Source organism: Aquirufa regiilacus (assembly GCF_032470275.1).
In the GTDB taxonomy this organism is placed as follows: domain Bacteria; phylum Bacteroidota; class Bacteroidia; order Cytophagales; family Spirosomataceae; genus Aquirufa; species Aquirufa regiilacus.
In genome coordinates, this window is sequence record NZ_JAVNWW010000001.1 from 164,366 (window position 1) to 176,618 (window position 12,253).

Genomic DNA, 12,253 nt, shown 5'->3' on the forward strand with positions numbered 1-12,253 from the left:
TCACCTTTGGCAAACCTGTAAGGATTGCCAAAGGAGCTATAGCAGCCCTTGAATTTTCTCCTCAAAAACCCGTTGATTCACCTTCGACTGTTGAATGAATTCGTTATCATCTAAATCTCCAATCACGGCTTCGAGTTCTTTGGCATTGCCAAACATCGCTAAGCGGAAAGGATCTTGGTAATCTTTGGCACGGGACTTTTCGATGCCCTCCGTTAAGAAGCGGGATGTATCCACCGCATTGGCTAACCAAGCTGAAATGTTTTCGATGGCCTTAGGATTCACTTTTAATAAGCCGTTAAGCGCATTTTCGAATTTTTGATCCGGATATAAAGCGGCTTGTTTTTCGTAGAATGCATGGACTTCCGACCACGTTTTAATCCCGCCTGATTTGATCTTGTTTTTCAGGTCTGCAACTGCTCCCGAAGGAATTAATTGACCTCCTAGATTATCCCAAGTTTGAATCGCTGTGGCATTTGCTAAGGTTTTGTTTAGCAAGTACATGGGCTTTTGATCGGGATTTCGTTGGCATGTCGCTACCCATTCTTTCGCGGCATGGTATTGCAATAAGTCACCAAATATTTGATAGGCACGGTGAATTTTTGCTACCCGAGTCTTGCGTTTCGAGTTCTCAATTCCCGTTGCCCAAACAGCTAAGTTTTCTTGGGCGTTTGCTGGATTTTCCAACCAGGCTTTACCCGCTGCTGCGTCTTTTTCGAGCGCATCGCCGACCCATTGGCAAAATAATTCGCGCGCATGCAAGATTTCGCTGACGGTATCTGGTGCCAAATAGTCGAATTCCAATAACATATTTTTCTCGACGCGCTGATCGCGCGCCGCAAATTTCCAGGCGTTTCGCGCGATGGCATACATATTGTATTGGAACCAATAACCCGCGATAATCAATAATCCGCCCGATGCGTCATCGTTGCCCAATAAAGAGAAGGGGATTGGATTGTGAATTTCAGCGGGATAATTGCCTTTGGAAATCAAGTTGAAGGCAGCGAATTTGGAATTGTGTTTTAACGCAACGGACAATCCTGGCCAAAAACCTCTTCCTGCTTGTAATTCTCCATCTGCACCTCTTGAATTATGATTTGAGCCAAGCGTCGCACCCGCTGCCATGTTACTTTGCCCATGGATGATGGCTGCACATAAAAAGGAATTGTTATGATGTTGTTCATGCGCAGGAAAAATCAACGCATTCAATACTTCACAGCACGAAATGGTCGAATTACTACCCAAAAAGGAGTTGATCAAACGCGCTCCATATTTCAATTGACTATGTGCCGCTAAAATGAAACGCACAGCTTTGACACCATAAAATATCCGACAACCTTCATGGATAATTCCATTGACGATTTCACAGCCTTCCCCGATTTGCGTGGAGGCGTGCGGATAGGAAATGATGGTTAAATTCTTGAGTTTATTCGCCCCCTTAATATAGGTGTCCGAACCCATGTTGACATCTTTGATGATGCCCGTATTTTTGATGACGGTACGATCTCCAATTTGACCATAATAGCCTCGGTGTGTCGAAAATTCTTGTTGGGTCAGGTTGAAATAACCCGCTTGCAAGGCTTGGTCATCGCGATCCTGTGTCCACAAAAAAGCATCTGCGGGACGCATCCCGATGAATGGGATAACCTTCCGACCGCCGTTCTCGTTGCCTAATTCGAGCCAAATACGGATGCGCTCTGCTTCTCCGTCTTTGACGATACCATTACCAAATTTGGCTGTAGGGGTCGTCGCTAATTCGTTGACTTGAAGAATCATGACTTCATTGCCAATCTGAAAATGGGAGAGGAGATTCACACGATCGATGGCTACGTTATCGCCAAAATCGCTTGATATGATGGTGGAATTATAAATCCCAACCGGCATGCGTAGGTTCTTAAATTCGAGGTAGCATGACTCCAACATCCCAATTCGAATCAACCCGAAAAAGCGGCAGTTTTTTACGAGATAAGGATTAAAACCCTCTTTCACCCAAATGTCTTTCCAGTTTTCAGCCTCATTTAAGTTGGCCTCCATGATGCTAATTTCACGCGCTGTTAGTTGGCGATAATCAGTTTGTTGGATGCTAGCATTGCGGTATAGGTATTCATTCGAACCCGTTTGCAGGTAGTCGGCGGTAACAAAGCCATAACCTAAATCCGCAAGGGGTTTCTTATCAATTCGATTCATTTCTCGTAAAATTCAATGGGTAGATCGTCGGGATCTGCTATAAAAGTAAATCGTTTTCCTGTAAATTCATCGATTCGGATCGGTTCAGATGTAATATTTTGCCGATTTAGCACTTCGACCATCGCATCCAAATCGTCTACTGAAAATGACAAATGGCGTAATCCTGAAGCTTCTGGTCTTGAAGTTCTGGCCGGAGGATTTGGAAAGGAGAAGAGCTCAATTTGATATAAGCCATTGACTTCCAGGTCTAATTTGTAGGAATCGCGCGCTTCACGGTAGACTTCACGTATGATTTTGAAACCTAGTTTTTCGGTATAGAAGTATTTGGATACTTCGTAGTTTGAGCAGATAATCGCGATGTGGTGAATTCCTGTTATCATGTTTTTTTCCCCCTTCAGCTTTGCCAATCCTCCAAGGTTTGGCAAAGCTAGGGTTGTGGGAGTGGATATGCAAGAGGTATTGGACTCGTGGAGAGAAATTATCAGCATTGTGATAATCTTGGGCTCTAGCCCAGAGGCAGCCTGGGGTATATCCTAAACCCCAGGTTAAAACCTGGGGCTATAAATATGCCAAACGTCTAGTGTCTAACGTCTAGCGTCTAATAGCCACTGCGATTTTGGAATCGGCGGTACCATAATACATAAACCATTTGCCCTTGAAATGCACGAGGCCTTCCACGAAGCAAACTTCGTTGACTTCCCCTACGCGTTCGTAATCTTTGTCAGGCCAAATAAAGGCCTGCTTACTACGATTAATTAGTCGGTAGGGTTTACTCGCATCATAGAGCGCTTGCCCAGCTGCGTAGGTGAATTTAGGAAATTTTGTATCATTAAAATTCGCGGCATTGCTGCTGTTGTAGATCAAAAGAATTCCCTCAGGACGCATTAATGCATAGGGCCCGGGTTCCACCAAGCGTGAATCGAAATAGCCGCTGCGCGGTTGGAGTACCGATATTTTGACTTGATTTTCCGCATTCTCACAAACTTCCCAATGAAGTAAATCGGTGGATTTAGCCATGAATAAATCGGTGTCGCCAAAATACATCCAATAGAAGCCATCGATTTTTTGGGCGATGACCCGACTGTTAATCTCCTTACCCACGATGGCTCCTGATTTGGACCACATATTGATGTATTTTGGACTTGCGAGCATGGGGCCTAGTTTTTCCCAATGTTGCAAATCTTTTGAAATGGCCGAACATAATCTTGCTGTTTTGCCATCATAGGACGTGTAGGTCAGTAAGAATTGGCCATCTTCGGTCTCGATGACGCGAGGATCTTCGATACCCCCTTGCCATTCGTATTGTCTGAATGCATCTTCGCCTGGTGCTAAAATAGGAGACGCCTGTTTCGTGAAATGGATTCCATCTTCCGATATCGCCAAGCCGATGCGTGATGTGCCTAAGGAATCTTGGGCGCGATAGAGTAAATGAACTTTACCCTGGTAGACCAAAGCCGTTGGATTCAGTACATTTTTGTTTTCCCAGCCTACTAATTTCTTTTGTATAGGGCAGTAATAGGTCGCGCGTACATCAGGCTTCATGATGGGGTTTTCCGCATCGGCCTTTTTGAAGCCATTTAATTCCCAGTTCGTTTGAAATGCTGCATCAATGGAGGAATGCATGTTGGACATTTTCCATTGCCCCTTTTGCTTGATAAAATACGCGGTTTCCAACCAGTTTACTTGGCGGTCCCGTCCCATGGCGTGAATCAGCGCCCGGTTTTTATAGAAAACGTGCGCACTATTTTTGTCAACCTGGCTTGCTAGAATTTCGAATTGATTGATACGCTTGAAGTCGGCGGGCCTACCTTTATCCATCCGATTGATGAGTGTATCTAGGGTCCAAATTTCACCGTTTTCAACAAGTTTGAAATCAGGAGTAATCGCTTCTCGCATACCCGCTTTATTCCCAACTGAATAGGCATCAAAAAAGCGTTGAATGGTTTCAGCGGGTTGTTGGGCAATGCTGAAAAATGGAATGATTAAGTAAAATAAGATGTATTTCTTCATATTTATGATCCCCAATTAAGCTTTGGCAATCCTTTGAGGTTTGCCAAAGCTAGCGCGGAGGGGGCGGATTTGCAAGGGTTTTTAGAGTGGAGGGAGAAATTGCCAGAAAAGTGATAACCCTAGGCTTCAGCCTAGGGACTAGCCGCAGGCTGAGGTGTACGTTTCCTAAATCCCCCGACTAAAGTCCGGGGTTGTAAATTATTGTTATTTTGCCACTAACTCATACGAATGACGAATCATATCCTCGCATTGTGTACGACTGAGTCCTTTGCCCATCACGACGGTGTTCCAATGTTTTTTATTCATGTGATAGCCGGGTAATACGGCATGTGGGAAGTCTTCCCGGAGTTGAATCGCACGTTCAGGATTACATTTGACATTGAATCGAATGGGAGTTTCTTCGATTCCCACCAACAAAAACATCTTGCCTTTTATCTTGTAGACGATGTGATCCGGGCCAAATGGCTGTGTTTCTTCCACGCCTGGAAGTGTTATGCAATACTCGCAAATCTCATCGAGGTACATGCTACTTTAATTTAGCTGCAATCCAACGCATTACCTTGGGTAATTTGATGTGATTGTTGATCGTATACAACAGGTTTCGGGTGCGTAATAAATCGGTTTTTAATCCATTCCAGGAATTTTTAACAGCTTCTCCTGTGCGGATATTGACTAAGAACCGACGGATGAATAATTCATGCGTCACCATGTTGGAAAGCATCGGCGTGTAATAAACGCAATCCTTAAAATAGTAGTGTGTAACCTGTGAGAATCGAGTAGAATTTGGGTCGTTTACGGCACTTCCTCCATGAATAATGTTGGATGACCAAATCAAAGCATCTCCTTTTTTAGCAAGAAATTTGACTTTTTGAAAAGGCGATGCCTCCATTAATTCTTCCATGAATGTCTCGTATTCTGGGTAATTATCGTAGGTAATATCTTCGACCGTATTCTTGAAATGACTAAAATTATATTCGGGTGTGCGATGCGAACCTGGGTAGTAAAACAAGGGTCCGTTGTCCTCCGTGATATCCTCTAACGCCACCCAAACGCCACACATGTAGCGTGCAGGCAAGGAGCTAAAATGCATCGTATCCGAGTGTGCTTTTTGTTGGGACCCAACCTTGAAATTCAGCGTTTGGAAGGGAATAACCTCGCGGTCATAAAGCATTTCCAGCGTTTTGATAATTTCGGGATGTGCGGCCATTTGCTTCACAGGCTCCGACTTTTCCCAAAGATCCTGGATACGAATATCATTACGAAAGGTTTCAATGGGATAGTCCGGGTTAAAGCCTTTTTCCTGCATATCACGAATGATTTGGTCAATCAATTCTTCGCTAAAAACATTTTTGACAACCACATACCCTTGTTCGTTGTATTCCTTTGCTAAGGCAGCATCTGCGGCACTTAACTTTTTGGTTGCTAGTATTTTTTGGAAGAATGGGCTTTCTACCCAAGGTAAATTCATTGATTGCATAGGATTGCTAGTTTGGTCCAAACAAGTACCAAGTTAAAAAAGCTAGCCCATTTGTCCAATTTAATTCACCTTGTATTTGCTAAAATACACATCTATACTTCCCTTTTTGGACTTCCCTTCGGTTTCATTCGGGCGGCTTGTTCGGTTGATGTCGGTTGCCAAACCTTTGGGAATTTTAAACTTATTGACATCCATCACGAACTTCATGTGGGAGGGAAGACCAAACGATTTTTCTTGATTGTAGTCAAATTCACAGGTGATTGTGCCGTTGCTCCGACTGGTAATTTGCGATTTGATGACCAATAATGAGCTGACATCTACCCATATTTTTGCCAAAATGATGTTGGAGTCATTCTGAGTGGGTAAGAGCGTAATGATTTCCAAATTGTTCTCTGTTCCAGAGGCGATGGGCGTAAAATCATCTGGCTTGCTGAACAAGAGCGGAAGTTCTGAAAATCCGTTTTTGGGAAGAATGGAAATTCCCGCCGACTTAACCTGAAAGTTGCTTGGATAGCTAAAGTGAATGTTGGCCTTCACAGGTAAAATACGGATTAAGGGGATTTGTGGTTTTATCGTTGCCACCACCTCATAGCTTTTGACCTGATTGAATTTTTGAACCAAGCGCTTAAATGTTTGCGCTGGATTTTGGGCTTGAATCGCCAAAGGAAAAAGTAATAAAAGGATATATTTCATTAGACGGTGATATCTTTTCGGTTAAAAGCAAACAAGGCAACAGTCACGAACAAAACATGATGTAATGTCAAAATCACGAGCGAATTTCGAATGGACTCCCAAGGCAAGGGATCTTCGAAAAAGGAGCGCCATGACGCCATGTGTGTGGTAAATAAGTAAGGGCGTATCGGATCAAAAACGGGTACATCCAGCGTGCCGATAATCGTAAACAACAAGATGATTGCCATCGTGGATACAATAGGTCCGATCGAGTTGTCCGAGAAACAAGACAGGCAAATCGAAAGGTTACTGATTGTCAATAATGCGAAAAAGGCAACGCAAAAAGCCCCCGCGTAACGCCAAAGCACATCGTTCTCCTGTAAAATTACCAATCCGTCGGAGTTCAAAACCATTAAATCTCCGGGACCAAAAAGCCAACGGCCTACGACCACTGCAAGTACGCCTAGCCAAATGACGATCAATAGTGTATAGATACCACCTGCCAAAAATTTGGACCCTAATAATTGTCGGCGCGATATCCGTTTCGTAGCCAGCATTCGTAAGGTACCCATGGCTGCTTCCCCCGAAATTAAATCGCCTGTTACCAGTGCGACCAATAGCGGAATGTGTACGATCAACATTTGTAAAATGATGAAGGCAACGAGATTCCCGTTAAGTACTTCCCCTTCAAAACGTAAGGTTTGCTCAAACGAAGCAGTTACGAAGGAAATCATGGACATGCCATCTGCCTTTAGCGCAAACAGAATGATTCCCACTAAGCCCGTGATGGCAGCAAGCCCCAAATAGCTGCGTGGTTTTAGCGCTATTTTGATTAATTCATTGTAGGTGCTGTATAGAAATATCATGAGGCGAGTAAATTAATGAAGTAGTCTTCTAATTTGCGTTTTGCTTCGATGGCAAAAATGGGAATCCCAGCGTGTACGAGTTGCGCATTCAGGCGCGGGATTTGCTCCTTGCTAATGCTCATTTCGACTGAATTCTCATTGATTTGCACCGGGGAACCTTGACCTTGTAATAATGCCAACAAAGCCTGTAGGGAATCCGAAGCGGTTTGCAGTCTAATAATTTGCTCTTCCTCGTTGAGTAATGCGTGAACATCACCTTCCACGATGCTTTTGCCTTTGTGAATGATGACCATGCGATTACAAATTAATTCGACTTCACTCAAATTATGCGACGAGAAAATGATCGTTTTTTTCTGCTCATTTTTAAGACGTAGAATTAAATTACGCATATCGATGATCCCTTGTGGATCTAGCCCAGTTGTGGGTTCGTCTAGTACAATTAATTCCGGTTGGTGCAGGAGTGTTTGCGCAATGCCGAGCCGCTGCCGCATGCCATGCGAGAAGCCACTGACATGATCTTTTTCGCGCCCTTCGAGTCCCACAAATTCAAGCATGTCAAGAATTTCCTTTTTGGTGGATGGTTTTCCGGAGATACGTGAGAAGATTTGTAAGTTTTGAAAAGCGCTGAGGTATTTATAGAAGTCGGGCTTTTCGATGAGGCAACCCACCTGCGATAGGATTTCACTCCGATGGTTTTGAATGGATTTGCCAAAAAGTTCAATGGAACCTTTGTTGGCTTGGATGAGCGATAGCATGCAGCGCATGGTGGTGCTTTTACCGGCTCCATTGGGTCCTAGGAAGCCATAAACATCACCCGAATTGACGGTGATATTGACATCTTGAACGGCATGAAAATTTCCAAAATGTTTGGAAAGATGTTTGATGCTGACGATTGGATTTGACATAGTATCGTAACGCCCATTCGCCCATTTTGTTTTGTCTAGCGCAGAAAAGTCCTATTTGTTTTCCAAAAGCGTTGACTGCCTGGATCGTAGACATAGATTTGGTAGGTTCCTTTTGCTAGTTGGGCTTGTTGTAGATTGACAATCCCACTATTAGATAGCCATTGGCCATGGAATAGTAAGTTTTTCTTGCTGCTAGGTCTAAATTCAATGTTTTTGACGAAAGCCTTATTTAGCGTTAGTGTATCAATTAAAATTAAATAATAGGGTAGCTGAAGGCCTGTTTCAAAAGGGAAATCATCAATCGTAAGCTTTTGGTTTTCCTCTCGCATGGAAAAAGCCATGCTTTTAGACGCTAGACATAAATTAAGTTGTTGGTCGCTGAGGATCGAATTTTCGCTTTTCCAGAGACCTTGGTTGTAGCTTGGGATGAGGATGTCTGAAGCATTCGATTGGAAACGTTCCGAGGCATAGGTCCATGCGCGGTTGCGCGACCAGTTGGCGGCCTCAGCAGTGGCTTGATGTTTTTGATTGTACATCACGGGTAAGTATTGCACATAGGAACCCGCCCAAAATGCGCCCGATAACAGGACAATCCCGAGAACAATTTTATTCGAAATTTTGGGTAAATACAGCAAATACAAACACATGGCGAGGAGTGGGCTCAAGGTCGCAAATCGGCTGACCATGTAAATGCCGAGGCCATCCCGACTGATGACAATCAGGAGGCAATTTGCCAAAAGCATGAGTATCAATGCTGAAATTTTGGACTGGTGATTGATTTTCGTTAAGCCTCCAATGGCCAATACGAGCAGGATTATTCCCAATATCCAAGCGGCTTCAGTGGCATGGGAAGAAATGACCATGGCGATTGTTCCGGTAAGGTTGAAGAAAAATGGAATCGCATGGGATAACTGGATGGTACTCGTATCTGCGACACTGCCCAATTGCCTCATGTAAACATAGGATGCTAGGAGGATTACGGGAAGTGGTATGAGCCAAAGAATTTCGCGGTAGCGTCTATTGGCCAACAAATAATAGCCGATTCCCGCGAAGGCAAGAACACCGCTACCAAAGGAATAAAAGGCGAGGCCGGCGCATACATTGGCCAAGATAAAATATTTTTTCCCGGGTTTTGAAATGCATTCGAGTGCTAGAATGCTGAATAGGATGACTGAGCTTTGTTGGATGCCTGTCATGGCCCAGTTTGAAATCTCATAATATTGCGGTTGGAACCACAAGAATACGATCGGCAGCGCCATCCAATACGGTTTTTTTGTCTGCTTGAATTGCCAGATAAACCAGGTGCCGATGAGGGCGAGTTGGAATGCGCTGATCAGCAAGATGCGTTTGAAGTTGATGTCTTGAAACAGCAGGTATTGTAAACTAAGTCCTAATTTAGGGACGACAGCCATGTGGTTGTTGTCGACCATGAACAGTTGGGTCAATAAGTCGCTAATGCTTTGTCTTGGATTTGCGAAATGTAGGATGAAGTCGATGAAATTGACGTCATCGAGGTAGGGAGTATTGTTGGAGACCCGGGTGATTTGCCAGAAAAAAAGCAAGGCGATGCCAAGACAAAGGCTGATGCTAAATTTCTGTGTGTTATTCATAGCTGCAAAGTAAATATAATTGCGCGACCGATGGATAATTGCTTGTTGAAAAACTTGTAGCGTGTTCAATATTTAATAAATTTGTTACTCAATATTGTATCAGTCTGCCTTGGGTTCCTGTGACTCAGGTGGGCGAAGCCGTTTCAGGCGAAGGTATTTTGGTATTAGATTCATTATTTTCGGGGAAGATTCGGGTAGCTTTGCTAACCAAATTGTTGTTGAATCCGGTCAGCAAGGTTTACTTGCGTGGATTGGAGCGCGATTTGGGGGTGAGCAGCAATACGGTGCGTTTGGAGTTGAATAAATTGCAGGAGATGCATTTGATTCAGGTGCAGGAGGAGGAGGCGAATGCTAAAGTGAAGCATTATGTGGTGAATCAGGCGCATCCGATGTTTCAAACCTTGCGCGGGATTATTCTGCAGTTTGTGGGTTTGGATCAGATTGTGGATCAGATTATTATGAAACTGGGGAATGTGGACCAGGTGTATTTGACGGGGGAGCTAGCAGAGGGTCGGAATTCACCCTTTGTGGATTTGGTGTTGGTGGGCAATGTGGACCGACCGTATTTATATCAGTTGATTGAGAAGGTGGAGCCTTTGATTCAGAAGAAGGTACGGGTGGGGGTTTTTGGTAAGGGGGAGTTTAGTGAGGGGATGATGGTGGGGGGTAAGTGGATGAAGATGATGGAGTAATGGAGAAGAATTTCAAATCGAAGGAATTACTTGTGAGTATCATTATGCCGGCATTTAATTCCGTTGCAACAATTTCAGAATCCATTCAATCGGTTATAAATCAAACTTTTAGAAATTGGGAGTTAATCATAGTCGATGATCATTCCCAGGATAACACGGTTCAAATAATTGAAGATTATACGTCAAAAGATCAAAGAATACAGTTGATTTCTTTGCCTAAAAACAGGGGTCTTTCCAATGCTCGAAATACGGGCATAAAGAATTCAAAAGGCAAATATTTATCATTTTTGGATGCCGATGATTTATGGCACGCAAGCAAACTGGAAGCTCAACTTGCGTTGCATACCCAAAATCCAACATATCGAATAAGTCACACGAATTACGATTTACTTGTTGAGGGTAAAATTAGATCTCGAAATAGAGGTCAGATTTTTGATTATTTTTATTCGAAAAGTGGAGAATTATATCCACAAATTCTTTACAAAAATAATATTGCAATTCTCAGTGTCATGGTGGACAGAGCATTAGTTATTGACTCCAATGGATTTGATTCAGGACTATGGGCTTTTGAAGATCAAGATCTTTGGATTAAGATTGCACAACAAAAAAATCAATTCGGTTACTTGAATGAAAAGCTTTGTTATTACCGGATTAACCCAAAGGGGATGTCTAGTAATCTTGGAAAATACAGACGAGCGTATAAATTTTTTCTGAATAAGTACGAGCATGAGCTCTTAAGCAATCAGAAATTACTTGATGCACAGGGTGTTTATCTTAATTATTTTGGATTGCAATTCTACAAGCGAGGTGAATTTCAATTAGCATTTCTTTATTTATTGAAAGCTTGGCGCAAACAAAGATTCTCTATCTTAAAAATACTCTTTGGTGGATACTTATTTCTATCATTAATAAAGATGTATTTCGGCCAAAATCGAACTAATAATTCATGGTAATTATTAAAATTACGGGAGGTCTTGGTAATCAATTGTTTCAATTTGCACTGGGGCTTGCCTTGGAGGAAACCCTTGGATTCCAAGTTAAATATGATTTGAGCGCGTATAAAATTGTTGGCTCTAGGAAATTTGATTTAGATAAGTTTGTTGGCAATTTGAAAATTGCCAACAGCGAAGAAATTGAAAGAAATAATAATGTAATTCAAAAAATCAAATTTCAGATTTTTCAATGGGTAGGATTTCCTTTTGGACTAAAAGAATTAAAATATTATTTGGAAAGAAATTTTAAATATGATGCCAACGTATTTGAATTAGCTAATGACGTATACTTGAGTGGCTATTGGCAAAGCGAAAGGTACTTTTTTAACCACCGTGTGAAATTATTAGAGAGAATAAAGATTTCTGATAGTCATTCGCCTGATAGCATGACATATTTGAAACAAATTCGTTCATCTAATTCTGTTTCTATACATGTTCGAAGGGGCGATTATATTTCAAATTCAAAAGCCAATTCCATTTACGCTACATGTGATTTGGGTTATTATGAAAAGGCGATTCAACACCTTTCAGCTCAATTCGAAGATTTAACTTTCTTTGTTTTTTCTGATGATATGGAGTGGGTCACTACGCATTTCTCAAAGTTTGAAAGGATAATTTTTGTAAATGTAAACCTTGGAGATAAGGCTTTTGAGGATCTTAAGTTGATGAGTAATTGCAAGCACAATATTATTGCGAACAGTACTTTTAGTTGGTGGGCGGCTTGGTTAAATCAATATGAACGCAAAGTAGTGATTGCGCCCAAAAGTTGGTACACTCAGAAATGGCGTAATAGTGCTAATTTAGTTCCGGCAGATTGGTACCGACTTTAGTAAATGATATAAATG

Annotated in this window: 12 protein-coding genes; 3 read left to right on the forward strand and 9 right to left on the reverse strand. The window is 42.4% G+C overall.

What is annotated here, in order from left to right; genetic code table 11:
* Positions 1 to 36: 36 nt before the first annotated feature.
* The 9 genes from PQG45_RS00710 to PQG45_RS00750 all read right to left on the reverse strand — a co-directional run bounded on the left by PQG45_RS00710 (position 37) and on the right by PQG45_RS00750 (position 9,724).
* Complete coding sequence (locus tag PQG45_RS00710; protein WP_316070088.1) at positions 37 to 2,184, reverse strand: DUF4954 family protein; 2,148 nt, start codon at positions 2,182 to 2,184, stop codon at positions 37 to 39.
* Positions 2,181 to 2,564, reverse strand: coding sequence for an SMU1112c/YaeR family gloxylase I-like metalloprotein (gene gloA2, locus PQG45_RS00715; protein ID WP_316070455.1), 384 nt, complete (start codon positions 2,562 to 2,564; stop codon positions 2,181 to 2,183). The genes PQG45_RS00710 and gloA2 overlap by 4 nt, the downstream gene beginning before the upstream one ends.
* A gap of 211 nt (positions 2,565 to 2,775) precedes the next feature.
* Positions 2,776 to 4,194: a glycoside hydrolase family 130 protein gene (locus tag PQG45_RS00720; RefSeq protein WP_316070089.1), complete on the reverse strand. Its 1,419-nt coding sequence runs from the start codon at positions 4,192 to 4,194 to the stop codon at positions 2,776 to 2,778.
* A gap of 204 nt (positions 4,195 to 4,398) precedes the next feature.
* Positions 4,399 to 4,719, reverse strand: a complete 321-nt coding sequence (locus PQG45_RS00725) for an MmcQ/YjbR family DNA-binding protein (protein WP_316070090.1) — start codon at positions 4,717 to 4,719, stop codon at positions 4,399 to 4,401.
* A gap of 1 nt (position 4,720) precedes the next feature.
* A complete protein-coding gene (locus tag PQG45_RS00730; RefSeq protein WP_316070091.1) occupies positions 4,721 to 5,671 on the reverse strand; it encodes a phytanoyl-CoA dioxygenase family protein in 951 nt (316 codons plus the stop codon).
* A gap of 60 nt (positions 5,672 to 5,731) precedes the next feature.
* Positions 5,732 to 6,364, reverse strand: a complete 633-nt coding sequence (locus PQG45_RS00735; protein WP_316070092.1) for a LolA family protein — start codon at positions 6,362 to 6,364, stop codon at positions 5,732 to 5,734.
* Entirely contained in the window at positions 6,364 to 7,209 is an 846-nt protein-coding gene (locus PQG45_RS00740) for an ABC transporter permease (RefSeq protein WP_316070093.1), read from the reverse strand. The genes PQG45_RS00735 and PQG45_RS00740 overlap by 1 nt, the downstream gene beginning before the upstream one ends.
* A complete protein-coding gene (locus tag PQG45_RS00745; protein WP_316070094.1) occupies positions 7,206 to 8,114 on the reverse strand; it encodes an ABC transporter ATP-binding protein in 909 nt (302 codons plus the stop codon). The genes PQG45_RS00740 and PQG45_RS00745 overlap by 4 nt, the downstream gene beginning before the upstream one ends.
* 35 nt (positions 8,115 to 8,149) lie before the next feature.
* Positions 8,150 to 9,724 (reverse strand): hypothetical protein, encoded by a 1,575-nt coding sequence (locus PQG45_RS00750; protein WP_316070095.1) that lies wholly within the window; start codon positions 9,722 to 9,724, stop codon positions 8,150 to 8,152.
* Between the two features lie 119 nt (positions 9,725 to 9,843).
* On the opposite strand from PQG45_RS00750, the gene PQG45_RS00755 reads away from it, so the two are divergent.
* From PQG45_RS00755 to PQG45_RS00765, 3 genes are read left to right on the forward strand one after another with little or no spacing between them, the layout of a single operon-like run.
* A complete protein-coding gene (locus PQG45_RS00755; RefSeq protein ID WP_316070096.1) occupies positions 9,844 to 10,416 on the forward strand; it encodes an ArsR family transcriptional regulator in 573 nt (190 codons plus the stop codon).
* The gene (locus PQG45_RS00760; protein ID WP_316070097.1) at positions 10,416 to 11,369 is read left to right on the forward strand and encodes a glycosyltransferase family 2 protein; all 954 of its coding nucleotides are present in this window, start codon (positions 10,416 to 10,418) and stop codon (positions 11,367 to 11,369) included. Before PQG45_RS00755 ends, PQG45_RS00760 begins: the two co-directional genes overlap by 1 nt.
* The gene (locus PQG45_RS00765; RefSeq protein ID WP_316070098.1) at positions 11,363 to 12,238 is read left to right on the forward strand and encodes an alpha-1,2-fucosyltransferase; all 876 of its coding nucleotides are present in this window, start codon (positions 11,363 to 11,365) and stop codon (positions 12,236 to 12,238) included. Before PQG45_RS00760 ends, PQG45_RS00765 begins: the two co-directional genes overlap by 7 nt.
* Positions 12,239 to 12,253 lie beyond the last annotated feature (15 nt).

What these genes read in the sequence shown, in the direction of transcription:
- PQG45_RS00710 (WP_316070088.1), bottom strand. Translation starts at nt 2,184, where the DNA reads ATGAATCGAATTGATAAGAAACCCCTTGCGGATTTAGGTTATGGCTTT.
- gloA2 (WP_316070455.1), bottom strand. Translation starts at nt 2,564, where the DNA reads ATGATAACAGGAATTCACCACATCGCGATTATCTGCTCAAACTACGAA.
- PQG45_RS00720 (WP_316070089.1), bottom strand. Translation starts at nt 4,194, where the DNA reads ATGAAGAAATACATCTTATTTTACTTAATCATTCCATTTTTCAGCATT.
- PQG45_RS00725 (WP_316070090.1), bottom strand. Translation starts at nt 4,719, where the DNA reads ATGTACCTCGATGAGATTTGCGAGTATTGCATAACACTTCCAGGCGTG.
- PQG45_RS00730 (WP_316070091.1), bottom strand. Translation starts at nt 5,671, where the DNA reads ATGCAATCAATGAATTTACCTTGGGTAGAAAGCCCATTCTTCCAAAAA.
- PQG45_RS00735 (WP_316070092.1), bottom strand. Translation starts at nt 6,364, where the DNA reads ATGAAATATATCCTTTTATTACTTTTTCCTTTGGCGATTCAAGCCCAA.
- PQG45_RS00740 (WP_316070093.1), bottom strand. Translation starts at nt 7,209, where the DNA reads ATGATATTTCTATACAGCACCTACAATGAATTAATCAAAATAGCGCTA.
- PQG45_RS00745 (WP_316070094.1), bottom strand. Translation starts at nt 8,114, where the DNA reads ATGTCAAATCCAATCGTCAGCATCAAACATCTTTCCAAACATTTTGGA.
- PQG45_RS00750 (WP_316070095.1), bottom strand. Translation starts at nt 9,724, where the DNA reads ATGAATAACACACAGAAATTTAGCATCAGCCTTTGTCTTGGCATCGCC.
- PQG45_RS00760 (WP_316070097.1), top strand. Translation starts at nt 10,416, where the DNA reads ATGGAGAAGAATTTCAAATCGAAGGAATTACTTGTGAGTATCATTATG.
- PQG45_RS00765 (WP_316070098.1), top strand. Translation starts at nt 11,363, where the DNA reads ATGGTAATTATTAAAATTACGGGAGGTCTTGGTAATCAATTGTTTCAA.